This window comes from Anaerolineales bacterium (assembly GCA_003105035.1).
Taxonomy (GTDB): domain Bacteria; phylum Chloroflexota; class Anaerolineae; order Anaerolineales; family UBA4823; genus FEB-25.
In genome coordinates this window covers 27,115-42,521 of sequence record PQAL01000042.1, presented here as the reverse complement: position 1 = coordinate 42,521, position 15,407 = coordinate 27,115, and the positions used below count along the sequence as shown (strand labels likewise).

At 51.6% G+C, this 15,407-nt stretch carries 16 protein-coding genes; 15 read left to right on the top strand and 1 reads right to left on the bottom strand.

The annotated features are described in order from the left end of the window. Positions 1 to 20 precede the first annotated feature (20 nt). The 3 genes from C3F13_18240 (at position 21) to C3F13_18230 (ending at position 1,834) form a co-directional block, all read left to right on the top strand. The gene (locus tag C3F13_18240) at positions 21 to 524 is read left to right on the top strand and encodes a hypothetical protein (GenBank protein PWB49779.1); all 504 of its coding nucleotides are present in this window, start codon (positions 21 to 23) and stop codon (positions 522 to 524) included. Positions 525 to 637: 113 nt separating this feature from the next. Beyond that, positions 638 to 1,009, top strand: a complete 372-nt coding sequence (locus C3F13_18235) for a hypothetical protein (GenBank protein ID PWB49778.1) — start codon at positions 638 to 640, stop codon at positions 1,007 to 1,009. 15 nt (positions 1,010 to 1,024) lie between these two features. Next, positions 1,025 to 1,834, top strand: a complete 810-nt coding sequence (locus C3F13_18230) for an alpha/beta hydrolase (protein ID PWB49777.1) — start codon at positions 1,025 to 1,027, stop codon at positions 1,832 to 1,834. A gap of 92 nt (positions 1,835 to 1,926) precedes the next feature. Here the strand turns inward: C3F13_18230 and C3F13_18225 are convergent, their stop codons facing one another. Beyond that, the gene (locus tag C3F13_18225; GenBank protein PWB49776.1) at positions 1,927 to 3,216 is read right to left on the bottom strand and encodes a hypothetical protein; all 1,290 of its coding nucleotides are present in this window, start codon (positions 3,214 to 3,216) and stop codon (positions 1,927 to 1,929) included. A gap of 302 nt (positions 3,217 to 3,518) precedes the next feature. On the opposite strand from C3F13_18225, the gene C3F13_18220 reads away from it, so the two are divergent. The 12 genes from C3F13_18220 to C3F13_18165 all read left to right on the top strand — a co-directional run bounded on the left by C3F13_18220 (position 3,519) and on the right by C3F13_18165 (position 15,358). Beyond that, on the top strand, positions 3,519 to 4,244 hold the full coding sequence (locus tag C3F13_18220) for a class I SAM-dependent methyltransferase (GenBank protein ID PWB49775.1): 726 nt from the start codon (positions 3,519 to 3,521) through the stop codon (positions 4,242 to 4,244). A 2-nt stretch (positions 4,245 to 4,246) separates the two neighbouring features. Continuing rightward, a complete protein-coding gene (locus C3F13_18215) occupies positions 4,247 to 5,245 on the top strand; it encodes an N-acetyltransferase (GenBank protein ID PWB49774.1) in 999 nt (332 codons plus the stop codon). Between the two features lie 91 nt (positions 5,246 to 5,336). Further along, positions 5,337 to 6,200 (top strand): aldo/keto reductase, encoded by an 864-nt coding sequence (locus tag C3F13_18210; GenBank protein PWB49773.1) that lies wholly within the window; start codon positions 5,337 to 5,339, stop codon positions 6,198 to 6,200. A gap of 393 nt (positions 6,201 to 6,593) precedes the next feature. Beyond that, a complete protein-coding gene (locus tag C3F13_18205; protein ID PWB49772.1) occupies positions 6,594 to 7,259 on the top strand; it encodes a hypothetical protein in 666 nt (221 codons plus the stop codon). Between the two features lie 436 nt (positions 7,260 to 7,695). After that, positions 7,696 to 8,745 carry a hypothetical protein gene (locus C3F13_18200; protein ID PWB49771.1) on the top strand — a complete coding sequence of 350 codons (1,050 nt, stop codon included), beginning with the start codon at positions 7,696 to 7,698 and terminating at the stop codon, positions 8,743 to 8,745. A gap of 11 nt (positions 8,746 to 8,756) precedes the next feature. After that, entirely contained in the window at positions 8,757 to 9,143 is a 387-nt protein-coding gene (locus tag C3F13_18195) for a CopG family transcriptional regulator (protein ID PWB49770.1), read from the top strand. Positions 9,144 to 9,783: 640 nt separating this feature from the next. Continuing rightward, a complete protein-coding gene (locus C3F13_18190) occupies positions 9,784 to 10,587 on the top strand; it encodes a hypothetical protein (protein ID PWB49769.1) in 804 nt (267 codons plus the stop codon). Positions 10,588 to 10,854: 267 nt separating this feature from the next. Then, positions 10,855 to 11,721, top strand: a complete 867-nt coding sequence (locus C3F13_18185) for a hypothetical protein (GenBank protein ID PWB49768.1) — start codon at positions 10,855 to 10,857, stop codon at positions 11,719 to 11,721. A gap of 118 nt (positions 11,722 to 11,839) precedes the next feature. Then, positions 11,840 to 12,694, top strand: coding sequence for a short-chain dehydrogenase (locus C3F13_18180; GenBank protein PWB49767.1), 855 nt, complete (start codon positions 11,840 to 11,842; stop codon positions 12,692 to 12,694). A gap of 469 nt (positions 12,695 to 13,163) precedes the next feature. After that, positions 13,164 to 13,820, top strand: coding sequence for a hypothetical protein (locus C3F13_18175; protein ID PWB49766.1), 657 nt, complete (start codon positions 13,164 to 13,166; stop codon positions 13,818 to 13,820). 118 nt (positions 13,821 to 13,938) lie between these two features. Beyond that, the gene (locus C3F13_18170) at positions 13,939 to 14,814 is read left to right on the top strand and encodes an aminoglycoside adenylyltransferase (GenBank protein PWB49765.1); all 876 of its coding nucleotides are present in this window, start codon (positions 13,939 to 13,941) and stop codon (positions 14,812 to 14,814) included. 76 nt (positions 14,815 to 14,890) lie between these two features. Beyond that, the gene (locus C3F13_18165) at positions 14,891 to 15,358 is read left to right on the top strand and encodes a hypothetical protein (GenBank protein ID PWB49764.1); all 468 of its coding nucleotides are present in this window, start codon (positions 14,891 to 14,893) and stop codon (positions 15,356 to 15,358) included. Positions 15,359 to 15,407 lie beyond the last annotated feature (49 nt).

Sequence of the window (15,407 nt, the reverse complement as noted above, 5' to 3'; positions counted from 1 at the left end):
TCCTGGAGGGAATTACGGCGATGGGTGGCCATCCCATGAAAATACGCAAGATTATGCCTTGGATCGTCGCAACTGGAATAATCGTGCTTGTGGCAGGTTGCTATTTAATTAACCAATTCAGCCATGAGGATATATATAAAGTACTCATCAATACTGACAAATTGACCTACCGGGCAGGAGAGACGATCCACGTCCGCATAGAGAACTTCGATGAGCGCACGATTGATATCTACTGCCCGATGAACTGCGCCTTAGGAAATTTTCCCACCACGGTCGAAAAGTATGCAGATGGTGAGTGGGAATATTTCGCAGGTTTCTGCCCCAGTATTGAACCGTTATTCGGCAACTACCCGCAGGAAGGTGACTATATCATCCACTCACTGGCTCCCGGAGAGGCTTTCGACCTGGAGCTCACTAACCTGGAAGGCCTGGGCTTGCTTGGTGAAGAGCGCTTGAAGATCATGTATTACCTGAATGGCGGTCGGACGACGATCAGTTCACCTGAGTTCATCGTAAGGCCGTGATGTATGCCGGAAGAGAGCTTCCAATGAGCAGTGTCCCAGCCTCATCGGATACAATTTACTTTCTGAGCTCCTGAGCTGTTTCCAGTTATTGTTCATTATGACCGGAGAAGAGAATGCCTATCACTTTTAATCCCGCTATCAAGCTCATCCTGGACGACCTGTTGCTCACCCACCCGCTGGTCCATGCGGGCAAGATGTTCGGCTACCCGGCATATTACGTGGGAAAGAAGCTCTGTATGTGTGTCTTCGAGCAGGGCGTGGGTCTCAAAGTGCCGGTGGAAACAGCCGCGCAGCTGTTGGAACGTGACCCAAACGTGATCCCCTTCATGCCGCTGGGCCGGCCGAAGATGCGCGAATGGATCCAGATCAACCTGAGCAATGCGGAAGATTACAAGCAATACATGCCGTTATTTGAAGAATCGATAAATTACGTCCACAAGCAAGCGGAGAAAACCGCCAAGAAAACGGCGCAGAACATTGGCTAAAGCGGAGGCAGGAACATGACCGATCGTGACAATCTACCCGAGGCAGAAGGCGGGTATCTGCCGGTGAATGGCATGGACATGTACTTTGAAGAAACCGGGGAAGGCACACCGCTCATCCTACTGCACGGTGGTACGAGCAGCTGCAAGACCTGGCAGCCATTCCTGCCCATCTTCAGCTCGCATTTCAGGGTGATCACCCCCGACAGCCGGGCACATGGACGGACGAATAATCCCTCCGGGATACTCAGCTACCGCCAGATGGCGGAGGATACGGCAGGCTTGATCCAGGCGTTAAACCTTGATCAACCCATCGTGTGCGGGTATAGTGATGGGGGCCAGGTGGTGTTGGAGCTGGGGATGCGCTATCCTGGCTTGTGCAGGGCACTGGTGGTGGGGGCGGCGTGGTATAAGTTCTCGGATGTGTACCTCGACACGATGAAGATGGCCGGATTCGATGCCCCAGGGCAGGTGGATTTCTCGCGCATCAGGCAAAACTCTCCCGATTGGGTCGAAGAAATGCAGCTTGAGCACGTCTCCAGCCCTGACTCGGAGTATTGGAAAGTACTGCTCAGGCAAATCTCAGAGCTGTGGTGGACCCCCCTCGACTACACGGAAGTGGATTTCCAGAAGATCAGCGAACCGACCCTGGTCATGCTCGGTGACCGGGATGGGATCATCGAGCTACAGCAGGCGGTGGAGGAGTATGAGCGGATCCCAAATGCTGAGCTGTTCATAATCCCGAATGCCGATCATTTTACGGCGGAGAATGAGATATCCATGCGGGTGGTACTCGATTTCGCGATGAGGCAGAGCCGTTTTGGTTAAGTAATAGTAGTAGGTTGGGTTGAGGTCACCTGCATGAACTTTATGCGGGAAAATGCTCTCTTTTTCGAAACCTAACAATCCATTAAAAGCTATTATTCGGTTCGACCCCCGAGTTCAACTGCAAGGACGTCGTAATACGTGCCAGCCCCGTATCCATCAAAAAGGATATGATCACCGGGTTTCAAGCTGGACAGCTTGCGCAAGAAAGCAATCATGTTGGAGGCAGCGCTCACATTGCCGAATTCATTCAGCAGCCAGGGCATGTCAAAATGGATGCCATCTCTATTCAAGGTCTTCTCCAGCAGCTGGTTAATCTTGAAATTGGCGTGGTGGACAATGGCAACCGCAATCTCTTTCCCGGGCATGCCCAGCTCAGCCATCTTTTGCTTGTAGGATTGATAGACATCCTCCACCACCTGTGCGCCATTACGCACAAATAGCTTCACCATCCCCACCATCCCGGCCATCTCCACCGAGTTCCCCCTCGTTGGCTCGTGCATCAGCCCTGCAACCCTGATGAAGTTCTGCTTGGGTTGGGTCACCTCAATCATCGATTCGCCTTCCACATATGCCTTGGAATGCGGGTAAAACATGTGAAAAGCCAACAGCCCAGCTTCATCGTAGACTTCGTGCGCCTTGCCAACCAGGAATTTCATCGACTTTCCCGGTACCAGGCCAATGATGCCCGCACCGTTGCCGAAGATTTGCACCGCATTTTTATCATGCGCGGTCCGCAACAACCGGCTTAACCCTTCGATCCCGCCTACCAATACTTTTTTCCCATTCAATACCTTGGCCAGATTTTGCCCAATCTGCTGTTGCACCCGCAATGTGGGGTTGAGTGCCAGGTTCAGGCTTGCCACAGAGCCATCACAGGCCTTGTGCACGCTCACCTTGATAGCACTGTCTGGGATGCCAGCTTCCTGGCAGATGCGCTCGACGTAATCATCGCTCACCGGCCCGCTGATCCCCACCAACACCGCATCCACCTCAGCAGGCTTCCAACCACAAGCATCAGCGGCTTCCACCAGGAAACGCTTGCCCACCTGTACTTCCAGCTCGATATTTTCTGCCTCAGACATAACCGGGGTGAATTGCCGGTGCTGAAAACCCAATTCGGTCAGGTTCAGCTGCTCACCATCCTCCAGCTTTTCGCCAAGTACCGATTCAAGCATGCTGGGTAAACCTGCATTATCGATGTGCTCACCCCATGTCCCATACGCACCGCCAATGCCCACCAGTGGATTGGTGACGCGCTGGATGCCAATCTTAACGCCATCCGTTACCGGGATTCGCTCAACCTGCACCAGGGGCTGTTCATAAAAAGATTCACCTGCATTATTGACCGGAGTATTTTCCGATGTTTTATCTGTATTATCCATCTCAATCAAACCTTTTATTATAAATAGGATTATTTAATCGCTTATTCTAACACCACAAACTGGGATTGGATGCATCATTGACTGTCAAAATATATCAATTTATACCGAAATTGCCGAGAAAATAATGACCTATTGCGGGGATGCCAGAAAATAATTGAATTGTTGGTCTCGGGTGAAAATCCCCCACCCTCAACCGGTAAAGTGCATACCAGGTCACCCCAGCCAAGATACTGCATAACTCGTTTGAAATTAGATTAGAATATCCGTCATTAGTCCGACATCCTGCTTGAAGGGATCGCAATATGGGTTCGAGAAGAAAACCACCCATCGCCCAGCATGCCTATAACCAGATCGCGGAGGAATTTGCCCGCATCATCGACATCAAACCCCACAATGCCTATTATGAGCACCCAGCGACGCTATCTCTGCTGGGCGAGGTGACCGGGAAACGCGTGCTGGACGCCGGTTGCGGTCCTGGCGTTTACGCCGAATGGCTGGTCGAGCAAGGCGCCCGGGTGGTGGCTGTGGATGCCAACCTCAAGATGATCAGGCTTGCCCGGCAGCGACTGGCTGGCAAAGCCACTGTGCGACAGGCTAACCTGGAATACCCGCTGGACTTCCTGGATGACGGTTCCTTCGATATCGTATTGAGCGCACTGGCAATGGACTATGTGCTGGATTGGGCCACGGCATTCAGAGAATTTCACCGCTTGCTGCGTACGGGCGGCAAGCTAATATTTTCCATCGGTCATCCGCACCAGGAATTCGACGCTCACCGCCAGACGAGCAATTACTTCCACACCGAGCGTGTGGAGTACAACTCCACGGGATTTGGCAAACAGGTGGTTATGCCATCCTATCGGCGGCCGCTGAGCGAAGTGCTCAACCTGCTCATCAAAGCAGGTTTCACCCTGGACAGGCTGCTTGAGCCACTGCCGACGGAGAAGTTCAGGCAGGCTGATCCTGAAGACTATGAAGAATTAATGCACAGGCCTGGTTTCATGTGCCTGCGTGCGCTTAAGAGGTGAATATGACAAACTCGTTTGATTACGCTCCTCAAATCCCGGGGCTAAAATTTCGAACTTTTAATGGCGAAGCAGACTATCCCCAGATCGCCCGCGTGCTGACCGCCAGTGGAATGGCCGACAAGGTGGAGCGCCAGGTGAGCGCAAAAGACATCGCCAAGGCTTTCCAGCACCTGAGCAACTGCAACCCCCAGCGCGACCTGCTCATCGGAGAAGTGGACGGCGCCATGGTGGGATACACACGTGGCTGGTGGGAGGAAGGCGAAAACGGTGTGCGCGTGTATGCCCAGAATGGTTTCCTGGTGCCTGAGTGGCGCCGTAAGGGCATCGGCACCGCTTTGCTCAGGGAGATGGAAAACCGCCTGAGGAAGGTTGCCAGCGCCCACCCGGCTGAGCTGGAGAAGGTATTCCAGGTGAACGTTAGCCAGCACCAGACAGGCACGAAGGTTATGCTGGAGCACGCTGGTTACGAACCGGTGCGCCATTTTTACAGCATGGTGCGACCCTCCTTGGAAAATATCATTGAATACCCGCTGCCTGAAGGATTGGAAGTGCGCATGGCAGAACCTGACCACTACCGGGCCATTTGGAAGGCAATTGCAGAGACAAGCCGCGATGAATGGGGTCACCACGAGCTGACAGAGCAGGACTATCAGGATTGGTTGCTCGGTGAGCTGTTTCAACCGGAGCTATGGCAGGTGGCGTGGGACGTAGTCACTGGGGAAGTAGCAGGTACCGTGTTAACCTATATCCACCACCAGGAGAACCAGCAATTCAAGCGGCTGCGGGGCTACACGGAAGGTATTGGGGTAATTCGCCCGTGGCGCAGGCGTGGCCTGGCGCGGGCATTGATCAGCCTGAGCCTGAAAGCCCAAAGAGAGGCTGGGATGACCGAATCAGCACTGGTGGCTGACACTGATAGTACCAGTAATGTGGTCACGTTATATGAGAGTTGCGGTTTCCAGGTGGCTAAAAAAGATACGCTGTTCCGCAAAAAGCTCTAGAACATGATTGTTGGGTTTCGCAGCCACGAACAGGCTGCGCTACCCAACCCACAATACTCGAGATTCTAAAGCAGACTTTCAGGAGGGAATAATGATACCAAAAGCTGCCTTCGGACGCACTGGTCACATAAGCTCACGGGTCATATTCGGCTCATGGGCCTTATCTACAGCTTCCCAGAAGGAAGCTGACCAGGTAGTAGAGCTCCTAATGGAATATGGCATCAACCACATTGACACAGCACCCATGTATGGGAATGCTGAGAAGTTGATTGGAACCTGGATGAAGAAACACAGGCAGGCTTTCTTTCTGGCCACGAAAACTCGCAAACGAACCCATCATGGAGCGTTGGCTGACCTGAACAATTCACTGCAAACATTGGGGGTGGATTCGATTGACCTTTTGCAGCTGCATGGACTCACTAATATGAAGGGTTGGGAAGACACAATGGGGACAGAGGGAGCCCTGGAGGTCTTGATTTCAGCACGCGAGCAAGGTAAGGTGCGACACCTGGGTGTGACTGGTCACAGCAACCAGACACCAGCCATGCACAAGCGCAGCCTCGAGCGCTACGACTTTGATTCAGTCATGCTACCCTATAGCTATCGGCAAATGAAGATACCTGCGTATGCTGCTGATTTTGCCGATCTGATTACTACATGCAGGAAGCGGAAGGTTGCTGTTCAGACCATAAAATCGATTGCGCGCGGACCATGGAATGATCAACTGAAAACATTCAACACCTACTTTTATGAGCCACTGGTCACCGAAGATGCGATCCAAAAATCGGTGCACTGGGTGCTTGGTCTGACCGATTGCTTTCTAATCACCGCGGGGGATATACAGCTCCTACCCAAAATTCTTCGAGCAGCCAGCATCTTTGAGCAACGGCCTTCCGATGCCGAGATGGAGTCACTCGTGGCAGAGTATGACATCCAACCAATTTTCAAAGGATAAACACCTAAAGAAGAACCGATGGAGATATAACAGCAAGCTCACTGCCCTTTGTGATCTTTAGCATAATTAGGCTCGTCCTCGTATTCGCAACCACGGGTTGAGTTAAGCAAATGACCTTCTCTTACAAGATCCAACTCTCCCTGCGCACGAAAACCTCGCGCATAGGTCATGCAGGCAGTGTGCCGCATAGAGTGGATACCGCACAAAGATCGTGCCGCACAACGATCGTGCAGGTGACCAGGTGGCTAGATGAACCCAATCTCCCCCATATATCGAAGAGCGAAACATGGGGGAGATGTAAGACGGGGTAACATTACGATAGTTGGTGCTTGACTCTGCGGAAATAAATCTGTATAGTAAAAGTTGGCTGACCTAGCAGCAGAGGAGAGTGCTATGTGCTATTCAGCAGAAGCCAGCTTCATCGCCAGCGGGGTACTGATCGCCACCAGCGTAGCGATTGCACGGACGCCAAAGGAACACGGCAGCCTGCCATTGGCGGCCATCCCAGCCATATTTGCCACACACCAATTTATTGAGGGTTGCATCTGGTTGTCGCAGGATGAACCAGGATTGGGGTCACTCGAAACGGCTGCAATCACCCTGTATGTGCTGATTGCCTATGTACTCTGGCCGATCTATATCCCCTTTGCTGCCTACCGAATGGAAACTTGCCCAAAGCGGCGCATTGCCATCCTGCTCTGCCAGGCAGTCGGCCTGGCAGTGGGGGTGAATTACCTGGTGGGCATGATCCAGACCCCTGTAGCGGTGTCGGTTTACACCTGCAACCTGTCTTACCAGGTGGCTTCGATTTGGAACCTTGGGCCGGCTTATCTCATCGCAGTGACGGTTCCTTTACTCATATCGAGCCGTAAAGGACTGGTGCTGTTCGGGGTCGGCGTGGTAGCCAGCTGTGCAGCCGGGTTGTACCTGGAGCAGATGCCAAGTTTTCCTTCAGTCTGGTGCTTCTTCGCGGCGGTGCTGAGCATCAGCCTGTTGGCGTATTTTAAAGCAGCACAGAGGCAGGTCGTTTCCCAGAGGCAAGTAAGTGCCAGCATTTAGGAAAGCGGTTTGAAGACGATCTGCGAATGGACACACAATACTATTTTTTTACCACAGATGCACACAGATAAACACGGATATCTAAATAAAACTGCAGTAAAACATAAAAGTCATAGGCTGAGACCGTGGGGTTTGTTTTACTGACAAATCGTGCAAGGTAATTGGTGTTGCGAAACCAGACACCCCCGCCTGCCATCCCCATATTCAATGAACGAAAATTGGGGAGGAGATTTAATACCGAAATTGGATTTCGGGCGAACTAATGCCCACAATACAGATTACACGAATTCCAGATCGACCCAACCGCAAGACTTTCCCACAAATCACCATCCAATTGGATGGTATATGGATGTTTTTTCCCTTGACAAAAGGATAAATATCGTCTACAATCCATATACCATCCGAATAACATCCACATGGATGGCAAGGAGAAGCCATGCAGACAACCTATTCAATCCAATTATTTGACATCAAAGGAGCTACCCAGGAAGAATATGCAGCCTTGAACAGGCATATAAACCTGATGCGCCGTGAGCGCCTGCCCGATGACCCCCCTATCGCCCTGGATGAGACCATGAACGAATTACACAACCTGCCCTCCTATGTGGAAGTCAAGATCTGGACAACGAAGCAGAAGGGAAGCGACGAAATAATTGCTATGGGGATGGTACAGATGCTGAATATGGAAGAAAACAGGCACCTGGCGCAGTTTGACATCAGCGTTTGTCCAGACTTCCGGCGCCAGGGCTTGGGGCGGCATATCCTGGAGCTAATCACCCATGCGGCCCAGTCTGAAAAGCGACGGTTGCTGCTTTCGGAGAGTTATGATCGCATCCCTGCTGGAGAAGCATTTATGACACGCCTGGGAGCTCAAAAAGGCCTGGTAGGGCACATAAATCAGCTAAAGATCGCCGAGCTCGACCAGGATCTGCTTGCAAAATGGCTCGCACGAGGGAATATGCTGCTTTCGGAATTCATGTTGGGGTTGTGGGAAGGTCCTTATCCAGAAGATCAGTTGGTAGCCATTTCCCAGCTGGTTGAGCTTACCAACCAACAGCCCTTCGGCGACCTTGAAATTGAAGAATTCCACCTGACCCCTGAACAGCTGCGCCAACAGGAGCAGATGATCTTTGCACGCGGTAACCAGCGCTGGACGTTTTACATCCTGGAGAAATCCACTGGAAAATTCGCTGGCTACACCGAAACCAGGTGGCACCCCAACCGCCCGGAGATCCTGTACCAGGACATGACCGGTGTTTTTCCAGAGTACCGGAATAGAGGCCTGGGGCGCTGGCTGAAAGCTGCCATGCTTAACAAGGTGCTGATAGATCGACCACAGGTGAAGTATATTCGTACGGGCAATGCAGATAGCAATGCCGCCATGCTGAAAATTAACAATGAGCTGGGATTCAAGCCATATATGGCCAACGCACTCTGGCAGGTGGAGCTCGATCATGTGCTTGCCTATCTTGAGCAGCACAAATAAGGAGAAGTGCAATGCCTGACACAGAAAAAATTACCATTAATATGGCGGCGGTTGACCTGGGTAAGATCGACCTGCTGGTGCAGGAAGGCTTGTACTCAAACCGCACCGATTTCATCCGCACCGCCATCCGAGGCCAGCTTGAGAAACACAGCCTGGAGATCCAGCAATCGGTCACCCGGCATTCATATGTCGTGGGGGTCCTCTCCTACAATCGAGCTGACCTTGAGCGCTTCAAGCAGAAGAACGAACGCTTGAAGATCGCTGTCGTAGGCCTGCTTCACTTCCAGGGTGATATCACCCCAGAACTGGCAGCCGAAGTGGTGGAAAACATCCAGGTGCGCGGCGTCTTCCTGGCGAGCGATGTAGTCAAAGCAGCCATCGAAGGAAGGATGGAGTAGCGCTCGGAAGCAAACGCGAGTCACTACCATAAGTTGATTTTTGGCACAGATGAGTACTGAACGTAATAATCAAACCGCAGATGCATGCAGATCAATGCAGATATTTATAGAGGCACTGCTGACGTATGGAGAAATTGCAGGTTAGGCCAGTGTGGTTTATGGTATTGCCGAATTGCATCGTGCTTCTCAATATCAAGCTCAATGCCGACTCCACACATAATACATTTATGAAACCCTATCTCCCCCCTTTTACAAAAAAAATGGGGGAGTTGTCAACTCCTTATTGAGGTTGAACCAAAAAGATTGACCCGTCTCCCAGTCTGCATCAATAAATATGCCTTTTATGATAAAATATGTCTCTAAATAGGGTGGAAATCTTTCGAGATTTTATCGCTGACCATAGGCGTCGCCACCGTATTGAGTAATACAGCATAAATAGGATCACCAAGCCTATCTTTTTGATGTTAGTTCTGAGGGGAGAAAAAGGAGGCTGGGAGAATAATAGTAAGCTACCCATAGGTATGCCATATTCTTTATACTTTATGGGTATGGGGGTCTGGTCAAGAAGGAAAAAAAGCTGTAGGGGCGGACGGCGTCCACCCACCAAGCAAAATGGCTTGATACCAAATAAGGAGCATGAATGTCAACTATCAATATCAATGGTACAACCCTGTACTTTGAAGAAATAGGCGAAGGTCCTTCTATACTATTTATTCACGGCATGGCAGGTTATGCGGATGTATGGAATGACCAAATGCAGCAGCTTAGCAGTGCATTTCGCTGTGTGGCATACGATCGACGGGGACATACACGCAGCGCGAAGACAAATGGCATCCCCGAGTCGGTCGAGCTGCACGCGGACGATGCAGCCGAATTGATTAAGCAGCTGCATCTTGATCCGGTGATCCTCGTCGGATCGAGCGGAGGAGCGCGCATCGCGATCGATGTGCTTCGCCGCTACCCCAAGCTAGTTCGTGGTGCAGCTTTATCCGAACCACCAGTGTTTGCATTATCACCATCCTTAATGGCTGATTTTATGTCACAGGTTAAACCAGCAGTTGAAAAGGCATTAGCAAGTGACCAGCCACAGACTGCGGTAGACGCTTTTTTCAACATCATCGATCCGGATTTTTGGGGGCGTGCTTCTGATGACCGTAAACGAATTTATCGCGCAAACCTGACGGCAATGCTGGCCGACTTGCAGCAACCGCTGTACCAGCTCACCACCGCAGACCTAGGGAAAATTAATCGTCCTTGCCTGGTGATGTATGGATCTAACAGCACCGCGTGGTTCACAGAAATTGCAAAAATCGTGGCTGATTCAATTCGTGATTGCCGCCTTGTCGAAATCACCGGCGCAGGACATGCGACCTATGCGGCACGCCCTGTTGAATTCGCGGCTGCAGTGCGCAATTTTTCTATGTCGCTGCCAATCGACAATTAACGTACAATCCTGCATCGTTCCACGCGCACAGCGGGTGATGGTTTTAGCTAAGCAGTTGTGAAGCAGAAGGAAAATCAAGCCTGATTGAGACACAGTAAATATTAACAGCCACCAGAGGGCGTAGATTATAATTCGGCAAGATGAAAATGAACCCTGCCTGTATACCGGGTTGCGATAATGTTAGCGATTAATACCCATCAAGGTCAATTTCCGGTTAATTTGTCGGTAACTGACTGGTGGTTATCGTGCAGATGATGTGAGGTTATAATGTCACCCTACCTGCTTGCCCTATTATCTGCGCTATCATTTGCCCTTGGCTCAGTCCTTCAACAAAAAGGCACCCTACAGACCAAAGCCGTAGAAGGTGATCCCCGTTTTCTGGGAGAGATCCTGCACAAACCGATATGGTTGGCAGGTGGCATGCTTCAGGTGATGGGGTGGATTCTGCAAGCAGCCGCACTGGTGGATGGCAGCCTGGTAATCGTCCAAAGCCTGTGCGCTCTCAGCCTGGTGTTCGCTCTTCCCTTGGGTGCGCGCCTGACAGATCAGAGGGTCGGACGCCGCTCAATCATCGGTGCGTTAGCTACATTGCTCGGGATCATTGTCTTCCTGGGCATCGGTCAGCCACAAGGCGGCATCGATCAACCAGATGCTTCAGCGTGGCTGGTTTCCGGTTTATCTATCGCAGTCATCATCATTCTGTTGGCTAGCCAAGCCCGCAAGCGACGCGGTACCATGTCTGCAGCCTTATTTGCAACCGCAGCAGGATTATGCTACGCCTTCCAGGCTGCGGTGACCAAGGTGTTCGTCAATCAGCTTGGAAACGGAGTAGCCTACCTGCTGACCAGCTGGACAACGTATGGGTTGATCATCTCGGCTTTGGTGGGGTTTGCAATGCAACAATCGGGTCTAAAAGCCGGATACCTGGCCCCAGCCATGGCTGCCAGCAACGCCACCACGCTTATTGCTAGCACTCTGCTGGGGGCGACCGTTTTCGGGGAGACTGTATCGAACGGGCAAGGGCTCTTGCTACCAGCGGTCATTGGATTAGGGATGGCTGTCGCCGGCGTGGTAGTGCTGGCATTTCCGGAACGTGACGCTCCCTTACCAGCTGGAGGCCAAGCCGGCGGATAGCTGAATATCACAATCAACAGTATCTCGGGCACTTACCGGCTCAACAAAAATCGAACAGTGAGCAGCTACTTGCTACTCAGGCTTGATAGCCAATGCGGAAGGGGTCATACTACTCGACATGGAATTCACAGGAAAACTCAAAGGAAAGGTAGCCGTGGTCGCCGGGGCGACACGGGGAGCCGGTCGGGGAATCGCCTGCATGCTGGGCGAAGCTGGTGCTACGGTTTACTGTACTGGCCGGTCAATCAGAAATCAGCCATCCGACAAAAACCGTACGGAAACCATCGAAGAGACTTCGGAGATGGTAACAGGGAGAGGTGGCGTGGGAATATCCGTGCGGGTTGACCATTCTGACCCCGAACAGGTCAAACGGCTGTTTGAGCAAGTGAGGCAGGAACAAAGCGGCCGGTTGGATGTGCTGGTCAATGACCTGACGGGTGATGCCAACCTGGAATTTAAACCCTTCCTGGAGCACTCACTCGAGAAGGGCCTCAAGCTGCTGGAGAATGGGTCGCTATCCCATATCATCACCAGTTATTATGGCATCCCGCTGATGGTCGAACATGGAGGTGGGTTGGTAGTCGAAGTGACGGATGGCACCGGTAACGAGATACGCGAATTTAACTTTTATTATGACCTGGAAAAGGCCACCAACATCCGCTTGGCACAATCGTTGGCGAAGCAACTACACCAACACAAGATCGCAGTTATCGCCCTGACGCCAGGTTTCCTGCGCTCGGAAGAGATGCTGGATCACTTCGGAGTTACAGAAGCGAACTGGAAGGAAGCTGTCCAACATGATCGGTTCTTCGCTTATTCGGAGACCCCGTTCTACATCGGCAAGGCTGTGGTTGCCCTGGCATGCGACAAAAAGGTGATGCAAAAGAGTGGCCAGGCATTGATCTCGGGGAAGCTGGCGCGGGAGTACGGCTTTACTGATAATGATGGCACCCAGCCGGTGTGGACTTATTGAGGAAAAAATCCAAGGGTCATTGCGGAATCCATGGTGATTTTCCATGGAAAGCGGGTTTTGCCGAAGCACCTGCCCGGTGGGCTTTGCCGGGATCTTCAATTTACAGGCAAGCTCAAGCTGCATGTAGGGTCGAGTTGCGCAAAAGTGTTTGGGGAAGATTGCTTCTGGTTTGGAAGAGCACCAAACCATTCGCAATGACAGTCCAGTGTCATGGCGAGGCAATTTTTGCCGAAGCCCCCGCCCGGTGGGCTATGCCGGGATCTTCAATAAAATAGTTGTTCAACCTACATTTACGAATGTATGAACACAGAGTGGTTATAGAAAGATTGCTTCGTCGCCTAGATCGCTCCTCGCAATGACAGTAGAATGTCTTGGCGAGAGTATATGACTCGACAAAATACATTACTTCCAGTATAGCAATATAATACACGAGTAGGTATCCGAAATTTCGTTAGACGTATGAACTGAAATGACCTTGAAACGCACTTTACTCCTTGCGCTCGAAATCCTGCTGCTGGCGGTGTGCGGTTACAGTACTGTGCGCGGGTTGTTCCCCCTGCCCGTCGTACCCCTGTTCCTGGTGGGCTGGGGTTCCTTGCGCCTGCGCCATCTGAAGTGGCGGGATGTGGGCTTGCGGCGTCCCAGCAATTGGGGCATTACGATCGGGCTGGCAGTGCTGATCGGCGTGAGTTACCAACTCCTGGACATCCTTATCATCGGCCCTTTGCTCGAGCGCCTGACGGGGCAATCCATCGACCTGTCTCAATTCAGCTTTGTGCAAGGCAGCCTGCCAGCACTGATCTTATTGCTGGCGCTCACCTGGACGGAAGCGGCTTTCATCGAGGAAATGTTCTTCAGGGGATACTTCTTGAACCGGCTGACCGACTTGTTCGGCACGAAACGGACCGGAATTGTGGCTGCCTTACTCGTCAGCTCGCTGGCTTTCGGGGCAGCACACATCTACCAGGGTGTCACCGGGGTCGCCGATACCTTCCTGGCAGGGCTGCTGCTCGGGGTGCTGTATCTGCTATCCGGCGAAAATCTATGGCTACCCATCCTCACCCATGGCATCGTTGATACGGTCGGATTCCTGCTGTTCTACTTGGGGATGTTTACGATAAAATGAGAAGTATGGTCTTTTCAGGAATGAATGCGTGTATCGTGGAAAGTAGATAAACATTCACATGTGGATTATGAGATAATCCATACACCCAGCCATTAATTCCATCGGATTGAGGAATATCATGCGTAGCGAACAAGAAATGCTTGACCTGATCATTACCACTGCCCGCAATGATGAACGTGTGCGGGCAGTGATTATGAACGGCTCACGCGTCAACCCCAACGCCCCCAAGGACTTTTTCCAGGACTATGACGTTATTTACGTGGTGACCGAGAAAGATAGCTTCCTGGCCAACCCCGGCTGGATCAAGATGTTCGGTGAGCTGATGGTCTTGCAACTGCCGGATGAAATGTCAGACCCGCCCCCTGACCCAAAGGACAAGGATTCATACTGCTATCTGATGCAGTTCATGGATGGGAACCGCATCGACTTGAGCCTGCTGCCGGTGGGCAAGCTTGACAAACTGGAAGAAGATAGCCTGACTTTAACCTTGCTGGACAAAGACGGCCTCCTGCCGATATACCCCCCGCCCAGCGATTCGGGTTACATACCCAGGCCACCGACTGCCAAACAGTATTTCGACTGCACCAATGAGTTCTGGTGGGTGAACCCTTACGTGGCCAAGGGGTTGTGGCGGTGGGAAATCGTGTACGCCAAACACATTCTGGACCTGTATATGCGCGAGCAGCTAATAAAGATGCTGTACTGGTATGTGGGCATGCAGACCGGAAACAAGGTGTTCCCCGGCAAGATGGGCAAGTACCTCGAGAAGTACCTTGAACCTGAGCTGTGGCAGCTGCTGCTGCAAACCTATTCAGATGGCGATTATGGTCATACCTGGGATGCGCTGCTCGCCATGGGGGAGCTGTTCCGGCGGATTGCCATTCCGCTGGCAGAGCACTTCGGCCTCACCTACCCATTTGGCGATGATGAGCGGGTGAGTGCCCACCTGCTGCATGTGCGTAGCCTTCCCCGCAATGCCAGGGAAATGTATTAGAACCATCCAGACCACTTATAGTATAGGGCGAAGACCAATTCTCTCTCCTTGTGAGCGTAGGCGATGAGGTGAAAGGATGCAGTCTGTTCAATGGTTCGATGAGCGCGCAATTAAGGTCCCGTTTGAGTGCTGCTATTGCAACACTGCGATTGGCGATGGAAAATACAGGGTAAAAAAGGTGGTCCGCAAGGATCGGCTCACACAGAAGTATGTATTGGAATTTCCAATCTGTGGAGATTGTAAACGAAGGTATCGCAATAAAACGATCCTCAACTATTTATTGGGCATTCTCGTTTTCTCAATTCTTATTTTTGGTATCGCGTGGTTCTCGGTCGAGATCAATGTAGCGTGGTTAACGATCGTCTTTTTGATCATCCTGGAACGCGGCTTCCAGTTCGTGTTCGGTAAATTTGTGCTCGAACCGCTACGCCCGGCGATCCTTAATTCGGATGGAAAACTAACCTTCCATAACAAAGAGTACGAGCGAAGGTTCGAGGCATTGAATTCATTGTCAAATGCCCCACAGGAAGATGAGCTTGATTGACAATCACCATAACGAAAATTCGTTGGATTTATGGTGCTGATCATCACAA

Coding starts and splice junctions, on each gene's coding strand:
- C3F13_18220 (PWB49775.1), top strand. CDS start 3,519: ATGGGTTCGAGAAGAAAACCACCCATCGCCCAGCATGCCTATAACCAG.
- C3F13_18190 (PWB49769.1), top strand. CDS start 9,784: ATGTCAACTATCAATATCAATGGTACAACCCTGTACTTTGAAGAAATA.
- C3F13_18205 (PWB49772.1), top strand. CDS start 6,594: ATGTGCTATTCAGCAGAAGCCAGCTTCATCGCCAGCGGGGTACTGATC.
- C3F13_18235 (PWB49778.1), top strand. CDS start 638: ATGCCTATCACTTTTAATCCCGCTATCAAGCTCATCCTGGACGACCTG.
- C3F13_18185 (PWB49768.1), top strand. CDS start 10,855: ATGTCACCCTACCTGCTTGCCCTATTATCTGCGCTATCATTTGCCCTT.
- C3F13_18225 (PWB49776.1), bottom strand. CDS start 3,216: ATGGATAATACAGATAAAACATCGGAAAATACTCCGGTCAATAATGCA.
- C3F13_18170 (PWB49765.1), top strand. CDS start 13,939: ATGCGTAGCGAACAAGAAATGCTTGACCTGATCATTACCACTGCCCGC.
- C3F13_18180 (PWB49767.1), top strand. CDS start 11,840: ATGGAATTCACAGGAAAACTCAAAGGAAAGGTAGCCGTGGTCGCCGGG.
- C3F13_18200 (PWB49771.1), top strand. CDS start 7,696: ATGCAGACAACCTATTCAATCCAATTATTTGACATCAAAGGAGCTACC.
- C3F13_18210 (PWB49773.1), top strand. CDS start 5,337: ATGATACCAAAAGCTGCCTTCGGACGCACTGGTCACATAAGCTCACGG.
- C3F13_18215 (PWB49774.1), top strand. CDS start 4,247: ATGACAAACTCGTTTGATTACGCTCCTCAAATCCCGGGGCTAAAATTT.
- C3F13_18175 (PWB49766.1), top strand. CDS start 13,164: ATGACCTTGAAACGCACTTTACTCCTTGCGCTCGAAATCCTGCTGCTG.
- C3F13_18165 (PWB49764.1), top strand. CDS start 14,891: ATGCAGTCTGTTCAATGGTTCGATGAGCGCGCAATTAAGGTCCCGTTT.
- C3F13_18240 (PWB49779.1), top strand. CDS start 21: ATGGGTGGCCATCCCATGAAAATACGCAAGATTATGCCTTGGATCGTC.
- C3F13_18230 (PWB49777.1), top strand. CDS start 1,025: ATGACCGATCGTGACAATCTACCCGAGGCAGAAGGCGGGTATCTGCCG.
- C3F13_18195 (PWB49770.1), top strand. CDS start 8,757: ATGCCTGACACAGAAAAAATTACCATTAATATGGCGGCGGTTGACCTG.